17 protein-coding genes are annotated in these 19172 nt (G+C 33.5%); all 17 read left to right on the forward strand.

Features of this window, described 5'->3' with window-relative positions; translation table 11 throughout:
* The first annotated feature begins 5 nt into the window (after nt 1-5).
* On the forward strand, nt 6-779 hold the full coding sequence (gene codY, locus KI230_RS06175; RefSeq protein ID WP_214958349.1) for a GTP-sensing pleiotropic transcriptional regulator CodY: 774 nt from the start codon (nt 6-8) through the stop codon (nt 777-779).
* A gap of 50 nt (nt 780-829) precedes the next feature.
* Nucleotides 830-922: a hypothetical protein gene (locus KI230_RS06180; protein WP_031788481.1), complete on the forward strand. Its 93-nt coding sequence runs from the start codon at nt 830-832 to the stop codon at nt 920-922.
* A gap of 198 nt (nt 923-1120) precedes the next feature.
* Nucleotides 1121-1888: a 30S ribosomal protein S2 gene (gene rpsB / locus KI230_RS06185; RefSeq protein WP_000268484.1), complete on the forward strand. Its 768-nt coding sequence runs from the start codon at nt 1121-1123 to the stop codon at nt 1886-1888.
* A gap of 33 nt (nt 1889-1921) precedes the next feature.
* Complete coding sequence (locus KI230_RS06190; RefSeq protein ID WP_001789890.1) at nt 1922-2035, forward strand: hypothetical protein; 114 nt, start codon at nt 1922-1924, stop codon at nt 2033-2035.
* 34 nt (nt 2036-2069) lie between these two features.
* A complete protein-coding gene (gene tsf, locus KI230_RS06195; RefSeq protein ID WP_000201387.1) occupies nt 2070-2951 on the forward strand; it encodes a translation elongation factor Ts in 882 nt (293 codons plus the stop codon).
* Nucleotides 2952-3087: 136 nt separating this feature from the next.
* Nucleotides 3088-3810 carry a UMP kinase gene (gene pyrH / locus KI230_RS06200; protein WP_000057330.1) on the forward strand — a complete coding sequence of 241 codons (723 nt, stop codon included), beginning with the start codon at nt 3088-3090 and terminating at the stop codon, nt 3808-3810.
* A gap of 18 nt (nt 3811-3828) precedes the next feature.
* A complete protein-coding gene (gene frr / locus KI230_RS06205) occupies nt 3829-4383 on the forward strand; it encodes a ribosome recycling factor (RefSeq protein WP_001280006.1) in 555 nt (184 codons plus the stop codon).
* Nucleotides 4384-4755: 372 nt separating this feature from the next.
* Nucleotides 4756-5526 carry an undecaprenyl pyrophosphate synthase gene (gene uppS / locus KI230_RS06210; protein WP_000473699.1) on the forward strand — a complete coding sequence of 257 codons (771 nt, stop codon included), beginning with the start codon at nt 4756-4758 and terminating at the stop codon, nt 5524-5526.
* Between the two features lie 6 nt (nt 5527-5532).
* Nucleotides 5533-6315 carry a phosphatidate cytidylyltransferase gene (locus KI230_RS06215; RefSeq protein WP_000868413.1) on the forward strand — a complete coding sequence of 261 codons (783 nt, stop codon included), beginning with the start codon at nt 5533-5535 and terminating at the stop codon, nt 6313-6315.
* 236 nt (nt 6316-6551) lie between these two features.
* A complete protein-coding gene (rseP, locus tag KI230_RS06220; RefSeq protein WP_000121122.1) occupies nt 6552-7838 on the forward strand; it encodes an RIP metalloprotease RseP in 1287 nt (428 codons plus the stop codon).
* 19 nt (nt 7839-7857) lie between these two features.
* Nucleotides 7858-9561, forward strand: coding sequence for a proline--tRNA ligase (locus KI230_RS06225; RefSeq protein ID WP_000814112.1), 1704 nt, complete (start codon nt 7858-7860; stop codon nt 9559-9561).
* Between the two features lie 263 nt (nt 9562-9824).
* The gene (locus KI230_RS06230; protein ID WP_214958355.1) at nt 9825-14135 is read left to right on the forward strand and encodes a PolC-type DNA polymerase III; all 4311 of its coding nucleotides are present in this window, start codon (nt 9825-9827) and stop codon (nt 14133-14135) included.
* Nucleotides 14136-14424: 289 nt separating this feature from the next.
* Nucleotides 14425-14892 carry a ribosome maturation factor RimP gene (gene rimP / locus KI230_RS06235; RefSeq protein WP_000036631.1) on the forward strand — a complete coding sequence of 156 codons (468 nt, stop codon included), beginning with the start codon at nt 14425-14427 and terminating at the stop codon, nt 14890-14892.
* 20 nt (nt 14893-14912) lie between these two features.
* Complete coding sequence (gene nusA, locus KI230_RS06240) at nt 14913-16088, forward strand: transcription termination factor NusA (RefSeq protein ID WP_000097457.1); 1176 nt, start codon at nt 14913-14915, stop codon at nt 16086-16088.
* 20 nt (nt 16089-16108) lie between these two features.
* Nucleotides 16109-16393 (forward strand): RNase P modulator RnpM, encoded by a 285-nt coding sequence (rnpM, locus tag KI230_RS06245; RefSeq protein WP_000727423.1) that lies wholly within the window; start codon nt 16109-16111, stop codon nt 16391-16393.
* Entirely contained in the window at nt 16390-16707 is a 318-nt protein-coding gene (locus KI230_RS06250) for a YlxQ family RNA-binding protein (protein WP_000020853.1), read from the forward strand. Before rnpM ends, KI230_RS06250 begins: the two co-directional genes overlap by 4 nt.
* Nucleotides 16708-16711: 4 nt before the next feature.
* Nucleotides 16712-18829: a translation initiation factor IF-2 gene (gene infB, locus KI230_RS06255; protein WP_000043635.1), complete on the forward strand. Its 2118-nt coding sequence runs from the start codon at nt 16712-16714 to the stop codon at nt 18827-18829.
* Nucleotides 18830-19172: the final 343 nt, after the last annotated feature.

The raw sequence follows: 19172 nt of genomic DNA on the forward strand, positions 1-19172 counted from the left end.
AATTCATGAGCTTATTATCTAAAACGAGAGAGTTAAACACGTTACTTCAAAAACACAAAGGTATTGCGGTTGATTTTAAAGATGTAGCACAAACGATTAGTAGCGTAACTGTAACAAATGTATTTATTGTATCGCGTCGAGGTAAAATTTTAGGGTCGAGTCTAAATGAATTATTAAAAAGTCAAAGAATTATTCAAATGTTGGAAGAAAGACATATCCCAAGTGAATATACAGAACGATTAATGGAAGTTAAACAAACAGAATCAAATATTGATATCGACAATGTATTAACAGTTTTTCCACCTGAAAACAGAGAATTATTCATAGATAGTCGTACAACTATCTTCCCAATTTTAGGTGGAGGAGAAAGATTAGGTACATTAGTACTTGGTCGAGTATATGATGATTTTAATGAAAATGATTTGGTACTAGGTGAATATGCTGCTACAGTTATTGGTATGGAAATCTTACGTGAGAAGCATAGTGAAGTAGAAAAAGAAGCGCGCGATAAAGCTGCTATTACAATGGCAATTAATTCATTATCTTATTCTGAAAAAGAAGCGATTGAACATATCTTTGAAGAACTTGGCGGTACGGAAGGCCTATTAATCGCATCAAAAGTTGCAGATAGAGTTGGTATTACTAGATCTGTAATTGTAAATGCACTACGTAAATTAGAAAGTGCTGGTGTAATTGAATCACGTTCTTTAGGAATGAAAGGTACTTTCATTAAAGTTAAAAAAGAAAAATTCTTAGATGAATTAGAAAAAAGTAAATAAGTCGATGAGTCTGGGACATAATTCAATGTCCTAGTCGTGACGATGTTATCTTGGCGGTAGTCAACGAAATGACTTTGATGATTATGTTGAAGTCATTTCTTTATTTTTGTCTAATTTTCAATCAAATTGATATTCCACATTAACATGATAGAATTACCTTTAAATTTATGAAAAAATTCTTGAAAAACATTTGCTTTAGACACGGCATTATGTTATATTTATTTTCGGCTATAAAGCCAATACACACATATCAAACGTGATTGTGTAAAGGGTGCAATATTTGTATATTGTCTTTACAATAGTTTGCTATGGAGGTAATTAACCAATAGGAGGAATTTATAATGGCAGTAATTTCAATGAAACAATTACTAGAAGCGGGTGTTCACTTCGGTCACCAAACACGTCGTTGGAACCCAAAAATGAAAAAATATATCTTCACTGAGAGAAATGGTATTTATATCATCGACTTACAAAAAACAGTGAAAAAAGTAGACGAGGCATACAACTTCTTGAAACAAGTTTCAGAAGATGGTGGACAAGTCTTATTCGTAGGAACTAAAAAACAAGCACAAGAATCAGTTAAATCTGAAGCAGAACGTGCTGGTCAATTCTACATTAACCAAAGATGGTTAGGTGGATTATTAACTAACTATAAAACGATCTCAAAACGAATCAAACGTATTTCTGAAATTGAAAAAATGGAAGAAGATGGTTTATTCGAAGTATTACCTAAAAAAGAAGTAGTAGAACTTAAAAAAGAATACGACCGTTTAATCAAATTCTTAGGCGGAATTCGTGATATGAAATCAATGCCTCAAGCATTATTCGTAGTTGACCCACGTAAAGAGCGTAATGCAATTGCTGAAGCTCGTAAATTAAATATTCCTATCGTAGGTATCGTTGACACTAACTGTGATCCTGACGAAATTGACTACGTTATCCCAGCAAACGACGATGCTATCCGTGCGGTTAAATTATTAACTGCTAAAATGGCAGATGCAATCTTAGAAGGTCAACAAGGCGTTTCTAATGAAGAAGTAGCTGCAGAACAAAACATCGATTTAGATGAAAAAGAAAAATCAGAAGAAACAGAAGCAACTGAAGAATAATCAACTGTTGAATCTGACTTAGATATAGTTTAAATGGGTGATAAGATATTAATGCTTATCACCTTTTTTAAAAAGAAAATCGAGGCAAATTACAAATATTCAATTAGAGTATTGGCAATCTTGCCTATAATAATGCTAAAATCATAATATATAAAATGATAACTTATTGGAGGAATAATGAATGGCAACTATTTCAGCAAAACTTGTTAAAGAATTACGTGAAAAAACTGGCGCGGGTATGATGGATTGTAAAAAAGCGCTAACTGAAACTGATGGTGACATCGATAAAGCGATTGATTACCTACGTGAAAAAGGTATTGCTAAAGCAGCTAAAAAAGCAGACCGTATTGCGGCTGAAGGTTTAGTACATGTAGAAACTAAAGGTAACGACGCAGTTATCGTTGAAATCAACTCTGAAACAGACTTTGTTGCTCGTAACGAAGGATTCCAAGAGTTAGTTAAAGAAATCGCTAATCAAGTATTAGATACAAAAGCTGAAACTGTTGAAGCTTTAATGGAAACAACTTTACCAAATGGTAAATCAGTTGATGAAAGAATTAAAGAAGCAATTTCAACAATCGGTGAAAAATTAAGTGTTCGTCGTTTTGCTATCAGAACTAAAACTGATAACGATGCTTTCGGCGCTTACTTACACATGGGTGGACGCATTGGTGTATTAACAGTTGTTGAAGGTTCAACTGACGAAGAAGCAGCAAGAGACGTTGCTATGCATATCGCTGCAATCAACCCTAAATATGTTTCTTCTGAACAAGTTAGCGAAGAAGAAATCAACCACGAAAGAGAAGTTTTAAAACAACAAGCATTAAATGAAGGTAAACCAGAAAACATCGTTGAAAAAATGGTGGAAGGACGTTTACGTAAATACTTACAAGAAATTTGTGCTGTAGATCAAGACTTCGTTAAAAACCCTGATGTAACAGTTGAAGCTTTCTTAAAAACAAAAGGTGGAAAACTTGTTGACTTCGTACGCTATGAAGTAGGCGAAGGTATGGAAAAACGCGAAGAAAACTTTGCGGATGAAGTTAAAGGACAAATGAAATAATCTGTCATAAAGTAAAACAAGGAAGAAGACACCTTTAATGTTGCTTTATTAAAATGTAAATCATTCTAATAAAACGACAACTGTGTCTTCTTTACTTGTATATGTTACATATATTCACGATAGAGAGGATAAGAAAATGGCTCAAATTTCTAAATATAAACGTGTAGTTTTGAAACTAAGTGGTGAAGCGTTAGCTGGAGAAAAAGGATTTGGCATAAATCCAGTAATTATTAAAAGTGTTGCTGAGCAAGTGGCTGAAGTTGCTAAAATGGACTGTGAAATCGCAGTAATCGTTGGTGGCGGAAACATTTGGAGAGGTAAAACAGGTAGTGACTTAGGTATGGACCGTGGAACTGCTGATTACATGGGTATGCTTGCAACTGTAATGAATGCCTTAGCATTACAAGATAGTTTAGAACAATTGGATTGTGATACACGAGTATTAACATCTATTGAAATGAAGCAAGTGGCTGAACCTTATATTCGTCGTCGTGCAATTAGACACTTAGAAAAGAAACGCGTAGTTATTTTTGCTGCAGGTATTGGAAACCCATACTTCTCTACAGATACTACAGCGGCATTACGTGCTGCAGAAGTTGAAGCAGATGTTATTTTAATGGGCAAAAATAATGTAGATGGTGTATATTCTGCAGATCCTAAAGTAAACAAAGATGCGGTAAAATATGAACATTTAACGCATATTCAAATGCTTCAAGAAGGTTTACAAGTAATGGATTCAACAGCATCCTCATTCTGTATGGATAATAACATTCCGTTAACTGTTTTCTCTATTATGGAAGAAGGAAATATTAAACGTGCTGTTATGGGTGAAAAGATAGGTACGTTAATTACAAAATAAATTTAGAGGTGTAAAATAATGAGTGACATTATTAATGAAACTAAATCAAGAATGCAAAAATCAATCGAAAGCTTATCACGTGAATTAGCTAATATCAGTGCAGGAAGAGCTAATTCAAATTTATTAAACGGCGTAACAGTTGATTACTATGGTGCACCAACACCTGTACAACAATTAGCAAGCATCAATGTTCCAGAAGCACGTTTACTTGTTATTTCTCCATACGACAAAACTTCTGTAGCTGACATCGAAAAAGCGATAATAGCGGCTAACTTAGGTGTCAACCCAACAAGTGATGGTGAAGTGATACGTATTGCAGTACCTGCCTTAACAGAAGAGCGTAGAAAAGAGCGCGTTAAAGATGTTAAGAAAATTGGTGAAGAAGCTAAAGTATCTGTTCGAAATATTCGTCGTGATATGAATGATCAGTTGAAAAAAGATGAAAAAAATGGCGACATTACTGAAGATGAGTTGAGAAGTGGTACTGAAGATGTTCAGAAAGCAACAGACAATTCAATAAAAGAAATTGATCAAATGATTGCTGATAAAGAAAAAGATATTATGTCAGTATAAAACTAATATACAATGACATATTAAAATGCCAGTATTAAACGATAATGTAACATTTAAAATGGGCATGTTTAATTAAATCAAAGATGCATGTGATAATTTAAATTCACAATGAGCATAAAAATGGTGTTTAAACAAGTTAATTAAACATATAATTTATAAATAATAGGCATTAGGTATATTGCTATAATAAAGTTATGTAATTTTTAACCTCAGTATGTATGTCACATTTCTGGTGTAAACTGTACCGAGTCAGACTTTGGTACAGTTTTTTTATTTGCTTATTCAATGCATTAAATGAGTATGATAAAATGATAATGATTGTTTAGTAACTTATACTATATGACAGAGATGATCAGGCTCGGAGGAAAGACCATGTTTAAAAAGCTAATAAATAAAAAGAACACTATAAATAATTATAATGAAGAATTAGACTCGTCTAATATACCTGAACATATCGCTATTATTATGGATGGTAATGGGCGATGGGCTAAGAAGCGAAAAATGCCTAGAATTAAAGGCCATTACGAAGGTATGCAAACAATAAAAAAAATTACTAGGATAGCTAGTGATATTGGTGTTAAGTACTTAACTTTATATGCCTTTTCCACTGAAAATTGGTCAAGACCTGAAAGTGAAGTAAATTATATTATGAATTTGCCTGTCAATTTCTTAAAGACATTCTTACCGGAACTAATTGAAAAAAATGTCAAAGTTGAAACAATTGGATTTACTGATAAGTTGCCAAAATCAACGATAGAAGCAATTAATAATGCTAAAGAAAAGACAGCTAATAATACCGGCTTAAAATTAATATTTGCAATTAATTATGGTGGCAGAGCAGAACTTGTTCATAGTATTAAAAATATGTTTGACGAGCTTCATCAACAAGGTTTAAATAGTGATATCATAGATGAAACATATATAAACAATCATTTAATGACAAAAGACTATCCTGATCCAGAGTTGTTAATTCGTACTTCAGGAGAACAAAGAATAAGTAATTTCTTGATTTGGCAAGTTTCGTATAGTGAATTTATCTTTAATCAAAAATTATGGCCTGACTTTGACGAAGATGAATTAATTAAATGTATAAAAATTTATCAGTCACGTCAAAGACGCTTTGGCGGATTGAGTGAGGAGTAGTATAGTATGAAAGTTAGAACGCTGACAGCTATTATTGCCTTAATCGTATTCTTGCCTATCTTGTTAAAAGGCGGCCTTGTGTTAATGATATTTGCTAATATATTAGCATTGATTGCATTAAAAGAATTGTTGAATATGAATATGATTAAATTTGTTTCAGTTCCTGGTTTAATTAGTGCAGTTGGTCTTATCATCATTATGTTGCCACAACATGCAGGGCCATGGGTACAAGTAATTCAATTAAAAAGTTTAATTGCAATGAGCTTTATTGTATTAAGTTATACTGTCTTATCTAAAAACAGATTTAGTTTTATGGATGCTGCATTTTGCTTAATGTCTGTGGCTTATGTAGGCATTGGTTTTATGTTCTTTTATGAAACGAGATCAGAAGGATTACATTACATATTATATGCCTTTTTAATTGTTTGGCTTACAGATACAGGGGCTTACTTATTTGGTAAAATGATGGGCAAACATAAGCTTTGGCCAGTAATAAGTCCGAATAAGACAATCGAAGGATTCATAGGTGGCTTGTTCTGTAGTTTGATAGTGCCTCTTGCAATGTTATATTTTGTAGATTTCAATATGAATGTATGGATATTACTTGGAGTGACATTGATTTTAAGTTTATTTGGTCAATTAGGTGATTTAGTGGAATCAGGATTTAAGCGTCATTTCGGCGTTAAAGACTCAGGTCGAATACTACCTGGACACGGTGGTATTTTAGACCGATTTGACAGCTTTATGTTTGTGTTACCATTATTAAATATTTTATTAATACAATCTTAATGCTGAGAACAAATCAATAAACGTAAAGAGGAGTTGCTGAGATAATTTAATGAATCTCAGAACTCCTTTTGAAAATTATACGCAATATTAACTTTGAAAATTATACGCAATATTAACTTTGAAAATTAGACGTTATATTTTGTGATTTGTCAGTATCATATTATAATGACTTATGTTACGTATACAGCAATCAATTTTAAAATAAAAGAAATTTATAAACAATCGAGGTGTAGCGAGTGAGCTATTTAGTTACAATAATTGCATTTATTATTGTTTTTGGTGTACTAGTAACTGTTCATGAATATGGCCATATGTTTTTTGCGAAAAGAGCAGGCATTATGTGTCCAGAATTTGCGATCGGTATGGGGCCAAAAATTTTTAGTTTTAGAAAAAATGAAACACTTTACACTATTAGGTTATTGCCTGTTGGTGGATATGTTCGTATGGCAGGAGATGGCTTAGAAGAGCCACCAGTCGAGCCCGGTATGAACGTTAAAATTAAACTGAATGAAGAAAATGAAATAACACATATCATATTAGATGATCATCATAAGTTTCAACAAATTGAAGCGATCGAAGTTAAAAAATGTGATTTTAAGGATGACTTATTCATAGAAGGTATCACTGCTTATGATAATGAAAGACATCATTTTAAAATTGCTAGAAAGTCTTTCTTTGTTGAAAATGGTAGCTTAGTTCAAATTGCTCCGAGAGACAGACAATTTGCACATAAAAAGCCATGGCCGAAATTTTTAACATTATTTGCGGGACCGTTATTTAACTTTATATTAGCTTTAGTCCTATTTATTGGTCTTGCATATTATCAAGGCACGCCTACGTCTACTGTAGAACAAGTCGCAGATAAGTATCCAGCTCAACAAGCAGGATTGCAAAAAGGTGATAAGATCGTCCAAATTGGCAAATATAAAATATCTGAATTTGATGATGTTGATAAGGCGTTGGATAAAGTTAAAGATAATAAGACAACTGTTAAATTTGAACGTGATGGTAAAACGAAGTCAGTTGAATTAACACCTAAAAAGACTGAAAGAAAACTGACTAAAGTAAGTTCAGAGACGAAGTATGTTCTCGGATTCCAACCAGCGAGTGAACGTACGCTCTTCAAACCAATTGTATATGGATTTGAAAGCTTTTTGAAAGGTAGTACACTAATTTTTACAGCTGTAGTCGGTATGTTGGCTAGTATATTTACGGGCGGATTCTCATTTGATATGTTAAATGGTCCGGTTGGTATTTATCATAACGTCGACTCAGTTGTTAAAGCGGGTATCATTAGCTTAATTGGATACACTGCGTTATTAAGTGTAAACTTAGGTATTATGAATTTAATTCCTATTCCTGCACTAGACGGTGGTCGTATTTTATTTGTTATATATGAAGCGATTTTCAGAAAACCAGTTAATAAAAAAGCGGAAACAACGATTATTGCTATTGGTGCCATTTTCATGGTCGTTATTATGATATTAGTAACGTGGAATGATATTCGACGATATTTCTTATAATTTAGGAGGATAAATAATTATGAAGCAATCCAAAGTTTTTATACCAACGATGCGTGATGTGCCATCAGAAGCAGAAGCACAAAGTCATCGTTTATTATTGAAATCGGGTTTGATAAAACAAAGTACAAGTGGGATTTATAGTTATTTACCGCTAGCAACACGTGTGTTAAATAATATTACTGCAATTGTGCGACAAGAAATGGAACGTATCGATTCTGTTGAAATTTTAATGCCAGCGTTACAACAAGCTGAATTATGGGAAGAATCAGGACGTTGGGGTGCATATGGCCCAGAATTAATGCGTTTACAAGATAGACATGGAAGACGATTTGCATTAGGTCCAACACATGAAGAATTAGTTACATCAATAGTAAGAAATGAATTGAAATCATACAAACAATTACCGATGACATTATTCCAAATTCAATCTAAATTCCGTGATGAAAAGAGACCACGTTTTGGTTTACTTCGTGGGCGTGAATTTATTATGAAAGATGCGTATTCATTCCATGCTGACGAAGCATCATTAGATCAAACGTATCAAGATATGTATCAAGCGTATAGCCGTATTTTTGAGAGAGTGGGCATTAACGCAAGACCAGTAGTTGCAGATTCAGGTGCTATAGGCGGTAGCCATACACATGAATTTATGGCATTAAGTGCTATCGGTGAGGATACAATCGTTTACAGTAAAGAAAGTGACTATGCTGCTAATATCGAAAAAGCAGAAGTCGTTTACGAACCAAATCATAAGCATACTACTGTGCAACCTTTAGAAAAAATTGAAACACCAAATGTTAAGACTGCGCAAGAATTGGCAGACTTCTTAGGTAGACCAGTAGATGAAATCGTTAAAACGATGATTTTCAAAGTTGATGGCGAATATATTATGGTTTTAGTGCGTGGCCATCATGAAATTAATGACATTAAATTAAAATCTTATTTCGGCACAGATAATATTGAATTAGCAACACAAGACGAAATTGTTAATTTAGTTGGTGCAAATCCGGGTTCACTAGGTCCTGTTATTGATAAAGAAATCAAAATTTATGCAGATAATTTTGTGCAAGATTTAAATAATTTAGTTGTCGGTGCTAACGAAGATGGCTATCACTTAATTAATGTAAATGTAGGCAGAGACTTCAACGTTGATGAATATGGCGATTTCCGTTTTATTTTAGAAGGCGAGAAGTTAAGTGATGGTTCAGGCGTTGCACATTTTGCTGAAGGTATTGAAGTTGGTCAAGTATTCAAATTGGGTACTAAGTATTCAGAATCAATGAATGCTACATTCTTAGATAACCAAGGAAAAGCTCAACCTTTAATTATGGGTTGTTACGGAATTGGAATTTCTAGAACGCTAAGTGCGATTGTTGAACAAAATCACGATGATAATGGAATTGTTTGGCCTAAATCAGTTACTCCGTTTGATTTACATTTAATTTCTATTAATCCTAAGAAAGATGATCAACGAGAACTAGCAGATGCACTATATGCTGAATTTAATACTAAATTTGATGTGTTGTACGATGATCGTCAGGAACGTGCAGGTGTCAAATTTAATGATGCCGATTTAATTGGTTTACCACTGCGAATTGTTGTTGGTAAACGTGCATCGGAAGGTATTGTAGAAGTTAAAGAACGTCTAACAGGTGATAGCGAAGAAGTCCACATTGATGACTTAATGACTGTCATTACAAATAAATATGATAACTTAAAATAATTAAGATCGAATGAATTATAAGAGTAGGAAAAAGCTGAAAGAAATCAGATGCTTATGTCCTGCTCTTATTATTTTTGATATAATGATTATTCGATGAAAAATGACTGAAGACATAGTATAATTAAAGATAAATTTGTTTTAACAATATTATGATTAGCCAAATATAAAGCATTTAATTTTCTATCATTACTATGCCTACATAATCTAAATATTGTTCGAACACGTAAAAGTAATTTCTATTTAAGGTGGTAATTGTCTTGGCAATGACAGAGCAACAAAAATTTAAAGTGCTTGCTGATCAAATTAAAATTTCAAATCAATTAGATGCTGAAATTTTAAATTCAGGTGAACTGACACGTATAGATGTTTCTAACAAAAACAGAACATGGGAATTTCATATTACATTACCACAATTCTTAGCTCATGAAGATTATTTATTATTTATAAATGCAATAGAGCAAGAGTTTAAAGATATCGCCAACGTTACATGTCGTTTTACGGTAACAAATGGCACGAATCAAGATGAACATGCAATTAAATACTTTGGGCACTGTATTGACCAAACAGCTTTATCTCCAAAAGTTAAAGGTCAATTGAAACAGAAAAAGCTTATTATGTCTGGAAAAGTATTAAAAGTAATGGTATCAAATGACATTGAACGAAATCATTTTGATAAGGCATGTAATGGAAGTCTTATCAAAGCGTTTAGAAATTGTGGTTTTGATATCGATAAAATCATCTTCGAAACAAATGATAATGATCAAGAACAAAACTTAGCTTCTTTAGAAGCACATATTCAAGAAGAAGACGAACAAAGTGCACGATTGGCAACAGAGAAACTTGAAAAAATGAAAGCTGAAAAAGCGAAACAACAAGATAACAACGAAAGTGCTGTCGATAAGTGTCAAATTGGTAAGCCGATTCAAATTGAAAATATTAAACCAATTGAATCTATTATTGAGGAAGAGTTTAAAGTTGCAATAGAGGGTGTCATTTTTGATATAAACTTAAAAGAACTTAAAAGTGGTCGCCATATCGTAGAAATTAAAGTGACTGACTATACGGACTCTTTAGTTTTAAAAATGTTTACTCGTAAAAACAAAGATGATTTAGAACATTTTAAAGCGCTAAGTGTAGGTAAATGGGTTAGGGCTCAAGGTCGTATTGAAGAAGATACATTTATTAGAGATTTAGTTATGATGATGTCTGATATTGAAGAGATTAAAAAAGCGACAAAAAAAGATAAGGCTGAAGAAAAGCGTGTAGAATTCCACTTGCATACTGCAATGAGCCAAATGGATGGTATACCCAATATTGGTGCGTATGTTAAACAGGCAGCAGACTGGGGACATCCAGCCATTGCGGTTACAGACCATAATGTTGTGCAAGCATTTCCAGATGCTCACGCAGCAGCGGAAAAACATGGCATTAAAATGATATACGGTATGGAAGGTATGTTAGTTGATGATGGTGTTCCGATTGCATACAAACCACAAGATGTCGTATTAAAAGATGCTACTTATGTTGTGTTCGACGTTGAGACAACTGGTTTATCAAATCAGTATGATAAAATCATCGAGCTTGCAGCTGTGAAAGTTCATAACGGTGAAATCATCGATAAGTTTGAAAGGTTTAGTAATCCGCATGAACGATTATCGGAAACGATTATCAATTTGACGCATATTACTGATGATATGTTAGTAGATGCCCCTGAGATTGAAGAAGTACTTACAGAGTTTAAAGAATGGGTTGGCGATGCGATATTCGTAGCGCATAATGCTTCGTTTGATATGGGCTTTATCGATACGGGATATGAACGTCTTGGGTTTGGACCATCAACGAATGGTGTTATCGATACTTTAGAATTATCTCGTACGATTAATACTGAATATGGTAAACATGGTTTGAATTTCTTGGCTAAAAAATATGGCGTAGAATTAACGCAACATCACAGTGCCATTTATGATACAGAAGCAACAGCTTACATTTTCATAAAAATGGTTCAACAAATGAAAGAATTAGGCGTATTAAATCATAACGAAATCAACAAAAAACTCAGTAATGAAGATGCATATAAACGTGCAAGACCTAGTCATGTCACATTAATTGTACAAAACCAACAAGGTCTTAAAAATCTATTTAAAATTGTAAGTGCATCATTGGTGAAGTATTTCTACCGTACACCTCGAATTCCACGTTCATTGTTAGATGAATATCGTGAGGGATTATTGGTAGGTACAGCGTGTGATGAAGGTGAATTATTTACGGCAGTTATGCAGAAGGACCAGAGCCAAGTTGAAAAAATTGCCAAATATTATGATTTTATTGAAATTCAACCACCGGCACTTTATCAAGATTTAATTGATAGAGAGCTTATTAGAGATACTGAAACATTACATGAAATTTATCAACGTTTAATACATGCAGGTGACACAGCGGGTATACCTGTTATTGCGACAGGAAATGCACACTATTTGTTTGAACATGATGGTATCGCACGTAAAATTTTAATAGCATCACAACCTGGTAATCCACTTAATCGCTCAACTTTACCGGAAGCACATTTTAGAACTACAGATGAAATGTTAAACGAGTTTCATTTTTTAGGTGAAGAAAAAGCGCATGAAATTGTTGTGAAAAATACAAACGAATTAGCAGATCGAATTGAACGTGTTGTTCCTATTAAAGATGAATTATACACACCGCGTATGGAAGGTGCTAACGAAGAAATTAGAGAACTAAGTTATGCAAATGCACGTAAACTGTATGGTGAAGACCTGCCTCAAATCGTAATTGATCGATTAGAAAAAGAATTAAAAAGTATTATCGGTAATGGATTTGCGGTAATTTACTTAATTTCGCAACGTTTAGTTAAAAAATCATTAGATGATGGATACTTAGTTGGTTCCCGTGGTTCAGTAGGTTCTAGTTTTGTAGCGACAATGACTGAGATTACTGAAGTAAACCCGTTACCGCCACACTATATTTGTCCGAACTGTAAAACGAGTGAATTTTTCAATGATGGTTCAGTAGGGTCAGGATTCGATTTACCTGATAAGACGTGTGAAACTTGTGGAGCGCCACTTATTAAAGAAGGACAAGATATTCCGTTTGAAACATTTTTAGGATTTAAGGGAGATAAAGTTCCTGATATCGACTTAAACTTTAGTGGTGAATATCAACCGAATGCCCATAACTACACAAAAGTATTATTTGGTGAGGATAAAGTATTCCGTGCAGGTACAATTGGTACTGTTGCTGAAAAGACTGCTTTTGGTTATGTTAAAGGTTATTTGAATGATCAAGGCATCCACAAAAGAGGTGCTGAAATAGATCGACTCGTTAAAGGATGTACAGGTGTTAAACGTACAACTGGACAGCATCCAGGGGGTATTATTGTAGTACCTGATTACATGGATATTTATGATTTTACGCCGATACAATATCCTGCCGATGATCAAAATTCAGCATGGATGACGACACATTTTGATTTCCATTCTATTCATGATAATGTATTAAAACTTGATATACTTGGACACGATGATCCAACAATGATTCGTATGCTTCAAGATTTATCGGGCATTGATCCAAAAACGATACCTGTAGATGACAAAGAAGTCATGCAAATATTTAGTACACCTGAAAGTTTAGGTGTTACTGAAGATGAAATTTTATGTAAAACAGGTACGTTTGGGGTTCCAGAATTCGGTACAGGGTTCGTGCGTCAAATGTTAGAAGATACAAAGCCAACAACATTTTCTGAATTAGTTCAAATCTCAGGATTATCTCATGGTACAGATGTGTGGTTAGGCAATGCTCAAGAATTAATTAAAACCGGTATATGTGATTTATCAAGTGTAATTGGTTGTCGTGATGATATCATGGTTTATTTAATGTATGCTGGTTTAGAACCATCAATGGCTTTTAAAATAATGGAGTCAGTACGTAAAGGTAAAGGTTTAACTGAAGAAATGATTGAAACGATGAAAGAAAATGAAGTGCCGGATTGGTATTTAGATTCATGTCTTAAAATTAAGTACATGTTCCCTAAAGCCCATGCAGCAGCATACGTTTTAATGGCAGTACGTATCGCATATTTCAAAGTACATCATCCACTTTATTACTATGCATCTTACTTTACAATTCGTGCGTCAGACTTTGATTTAATCACGATGATTAAAGATAAAACAAGCATTCGAAATACTGTAAAAGACATGTATTCTCGCTATATGGATCTAGGTAAAAAAGAAAAAGACGTATTAACAGTCTTGGAAATTATGAATGAAATGGCGCATCGAGGTTATCGCATGCAACCGATTAGTTTAGAAAAGAGTCAGGCGTTCGAATTTATCATTGAAGGCGATACACTTATTCCGCCGTTCATATCAGTGCCTGGGCTTGGCGAAAACGTTGCGAAACGAATTGTTGAAGCTCGTGACGATGGCCCATTTTTATCAAAAGAAGATTTAAACAAAAAAGCTGGATTATCTCAGAAAATTATTGAGTATTTAGATGAGTTAGGCTCATTACCGAATTTACCAGATAAAGCTCAACTTTCGATATTTGATATGTAAAATGAAATAATCAAGGTATTTATTTAATGCGTATGGCGTAGTTAAAGAAATACAAAATTGTTGCTGGACATAAAATTATGCCTGTATTTCTTTTCAACGTCTTACGAGTCTATTCGAATGTAATGGTGAAATAAATGAACAAACTTTTACAAGAATCTCTGATTAATAGTGAAGTCATTTGTTTCAAGCATAAACTTATGCTATAATTAAGTTGCTTAAAAATTAGTGAACTCAGGCAGAAGAGTGGGAGATTCCCGCTCTTTTCTATTTGCCAAAAAGGGAGGCCTGTATGAGTAAAATTACAGAACAAGTAGAAGTGATTGTTAAACCAATTATGGAAGACTTGAATTTTGAACTTGTAGACGTTGAATATGTCAAAGAGGGTAGAGATCATTTTCTTAGAATCTCTATTGATAAAGAAGGTGGCGTAGATTTAAATGATTGTACGCTAGCTTCTGAAAAAATAAGTGAAGCTATGGATGCAAATGATCCTATTCCTGAAATGTATTATTTAGACGTAGCGTCACCTGGTGCAGAACGTCCAATTAAAAAAGAACAAGATTTCCAAAATGCAATAACTAAACCTGTATTTGTTTCTTTATATGTACCAATTGAAGGTGAAAAGGAATGGTTAGGCATTTTACAAGAAGTCAATAATGAAACAATTGTAGTACAAGTTAAAATCAAAGCAAGAACGAAAGATATAGAGATACCGAGAGACAAAATAGCAAAAGCACGTCACGCAGTTATGATTTAACGTGATGAGGAGGAAAAAACGTGTCAAGTAATGAATTATTATTAGCTACTGAGTATTTAGAAAAAGAAAAGAAGATTCCTAGAGCAGTATTAATTGATGCTATTGAAGCAGCTTTAATTACTGCATACAAAAAGAATTATGATAGTGCAAGAAATGTCCGTGTGGAATTAAATATGGATCAAGGTACTTTCAAAGTTATCGCTCGTAAAGATGTTGTTGAAGAAGTATTTGACGACAGAGATGAAGTGGATTTAAGTACAGCGCTTGTTAAAAACCCTGCATATGAAATTGGTGATATATACGAAGAAGATGTAACACCTAAAGATTTTGGTCGTGTAGGTGCTCAAGCAGCGAAACAAGCAGTAATGCAACGTCTTCGTGATGCTGAACGTGAAATTTTATTTGAAGAATTTATAGACAAAGAAGAAGACATACTTACTGGAATTATTGACCGTGTTGACCATCGTTATGTATATGTGAACTTAGGTCGTATCGAAGCTGTTTTATCTGAAGCAGAAAGAAGTCCTAACGAAAAATATATTCCTAACGAACGTATCAAAGTATATGTTAACAAAGTGGAACAAACGACAAAAGGTCCTCAAATCTATGTTTCTCGTAGCCATCCAGGTTTATTAAAACGTTTATTTGAACAAGAAGTTCCAGAAATTTACGATGGTACTGTAATTGTTAAATCAGTAGCACGTGAAGCTGGCGATCGCTCTAAAATTAGTGTCTTCTCTGAAAACAATGATATAGATGCTGTTGGTGCATGTGTTGGTGCCAAAGGCGCACGTGTTGAAGCTGTTGTTGAAGAGCTAGGTGGCGAAAAAATCGACATCGTTCAATGGAATGAAGATCCAAAAGTATTTGTAAAAAATGCTTTAAGCCCTTCTCAAGTTTTAGAAGTTATTGTTGATGAAACAAATCAATCTACAATAGTTGTTGTTCCTGATTATCAATTGTCATTAGCGATTGGTAAAAGAGGACAAAACGCACGTCTAGCTGCTAAATTAACCGGCTGGAAAATTGATATTAAATCAGAAACAGATGCGCGCGAAGCGGGTATCTATCCAGTAGTTGAAGCTGAAAAAGTAACTGAAGAAGATGTTGCTTTAGAAGATGCTGACACAACAGAATCAACCGAAGAGGTAAATGATGTTTCAGTTGAAACAAATGTAGAGAAAGAATCTGAATAATAGGTTGGAGTGAAGTATCTATGAAAAAGAAAAAAATTCCGATGCGAAAATGTATTCTTTCAAATGAAATGCATCCCAAAAAAGATATGATTCGTGTTGTTGTTAATAAAGAAGGCGAAATCTTTGCGGATGTTACTGGAAAGAAACAAGGCCGTGGCGCATATGTTTCTAAAGATGTTGCTATGGTTGAAAAAGCACAACAAAAAGAAATTTTAGAAAAATATTTTAAAGCATCTAAAGAGCAATTGGATCCTGTTTATAAAGAAATTATTAGATTAATTTATAGAGAAGAGATCCCAAAATGAGTATAGATCAAATATTAAACTTTTTAGGATTAGCAATGAGAGCTGGTAAAGTAAAAACAGGTGAATCAGTCATTGTTAATGAGATAAAAAAAGGAAATTTAAAGCTCGTTATTGTTGCAAATGATGCGTCTGATAATACAGCTAAATTAATTACAGATAAATGTAAGAGTTACAAAGTTCCATTCAGAAAGTTTGGAAATCGAAATGAATTGGGAATAGCACTTGGAAAAGGTGAGCGTGTTAATGTAGGGATTACTGACCCAGGCTTTGCTAAAAAGTTGCTATCAATGATAGATGAATATCATAAGGAGTGATTATATGAGTAAACAAAGAATTTACGAATATGCGAAAGAATTAAATCTAAAGAGTAAAGAGATTATAGATGAGTTAAAAAGCATGAATATTGAGGTTTCAAATCATATGCAAGCTTTGGAAGATGACCAAATTAAAGCATTAGATAAAAAGTTCAAAAAAGAACAAAAGAATGACAATAAACAAAGCACTCAAAATAATCACCAAAAATCAAACAATCAAAACCAAAATAAAGGGCAACAAAAAGATAACAAAAAGAATCAACAACAAAATAATAAAGGCAACAAAGGCAATAAAAAGAATAATAGAAATAATAAGAAAAATAACAAGAATAATAAACCACAAAATCAACCAGCTGCTCCAAAAGAAATACCATCAAAAGTGACATATCAAGAAGGTATTACAGTAGGCGAATTTGCGGATAAATTAAATGTTGAATCATCAGAAATTATCAAAAAATTATTCTTACTTGGTATTGTTGCTAATATCAATCAATCATTAAATCAAGAAACAATCGAATTAATTGCCGATGATTATGGCGTTGAGGTTGAAGAAGAAGTTGTGATTAATGAAGAAGATTTATCAATCTACTTCGAAGACGAAAAAGATGATCCAGAAGCAATTGAGAGACCAGCAGTTGTAACAATTATGGGACATGTTGACCATGGTAAAACGACTTTATTAGATTCAATTCGTCATACAAAAGTTACAGCAGGTGAAGCAGGCGGAATCACTCAACATATTGGTGCATATCAAATTGAAAACGATGGCAAAAAAATCACTTTCTTAGATACACCGGGACATGCTGCATTTACAACGATGCGTGCGCGTGGTGCACAAGTAACAGATATTACAATTTTAGTAGTTGCAGCTGACGATGGTGTTATGCCACAAACAATTGAAGCAATTAACCATGCTAAAGAAGCAGAAGTACCAATTATTGTTGCAGTAAATAAAATTGATAAACCAACTTCAAACCCTGATCGAGTTATGCAAGAATTAACTGAATATGGTTTAATTCCTGAAGATTGGGGCGGCGAAACAATTTTCGTTCCACTTTCTGCATTAAGTGGTGATGGTATCGACGATTTATTAGAAATGATAGGATTAGTTGCAGAAGTTCAAGAACTTAAAGCAAATCCTAAAAACCGTGCTGTTGGTACAGTTATCGAAGCTGAATTAGATAAATCACGTGGTCCTTCTGCATCATTATTAGTACAAAATGGTACATTAAATGTTGGTGATGCGATTGTAGTTGGTAATACTTACGGCCGTATCCGTGCAATGGTTAATGACTTAGGTCAAAGAATCAAAACGGCTGGTCCATCAACGCCTGTTGAAATTACAGGTATTAATGATGTGCCACAAGCTGGGGATCGCTTTGTTGTATTTAGTGATGAAAAACAAGCTCGTCGTATTGGTGAATCAAGACACGAAGCTAGCATTGTACAACAACGTCAAGAAAGTAAAAATGTTTCATTAGATAACCTGTTTGAACAAATGAAACAAGGTGAAATGAAAGATTTAAACGTTATTATTAAAGGTGATGTTCAAGGTTCTGTTGAAGCTTTAGCTGCATCATTAATGAAAATTGATGTTGAAGGCGTAAATGTTCGTATCATTCATACAGCGGTTGGTGCAATTAATGAGTCAGACGTGACACTTGCTAATGCCTCAAATGGTATTATCATTGGTTTCAATGTTCGTCCAGACAGTGGTGCAAAACGTGCTGCAGAAGCTGAAAATGTTGATATGCGTTTACACAGAGTTATTTATAATGTTATCGAAGAAATTGAATCAGCGATGAAAGGTTTACTTGATCCAGAATTTGAAGAACAAGTTATCGGACAAGCTGAAGTTCGTCAAACATTCAAAGTTTCTAAAGTTGGTACTATTGCTGGATGTTATGTTACTGAAGGTAAAATTACGCGAAATGCTGGTGTACGTATTATTCGTGATGGTATTGTTCAATATGAAGGCGAATTAGATACACTTAAACGTTTCAAAGATGATGCTAAGGAAGTTGCAAAAGGTTATGAATGTGGTATTACAATTGAAAACTACAATGACCTTAAAGAAGGCGATGTTATCGAAGCATTTGAAATGGTTGAAATTAAGCGTTAATTAAATAAATTACAAGCTAAAAGTATAGTTAAGATTGATATGCTCCCTATAAATATTGCACTTTTTAAGTGTCTACTTTATAGGGAGCATATTTGATACTAGCTTTTGGTTTTTTATTAGAATAGATTACCTATTAAAAGTTACGTTATATGGACATGATTTTGTATAAAATTTTGTGGTGGCCTAGAATGATTTTTAATGACAAAATATAATGTCGACTATTATTGGAAAATTTTCTGTTGAAATGCCTATCTTACGGCAAACTTTATTTGATTTTATAGGCTTAATTTATTAAAATAACGTGTGAGCTAAAATAATTGTTTAAGCATTGTTACACTAAAAA

The organism is Staphylococcus sp. MZ3 (genome assembly GCF_018622755.1).
GTDB lineage: Bacteria > Bacillota > Bacilli > Staphylococcales > Staphylococcaceae > Staphylococcus > Staphylococcus aureus.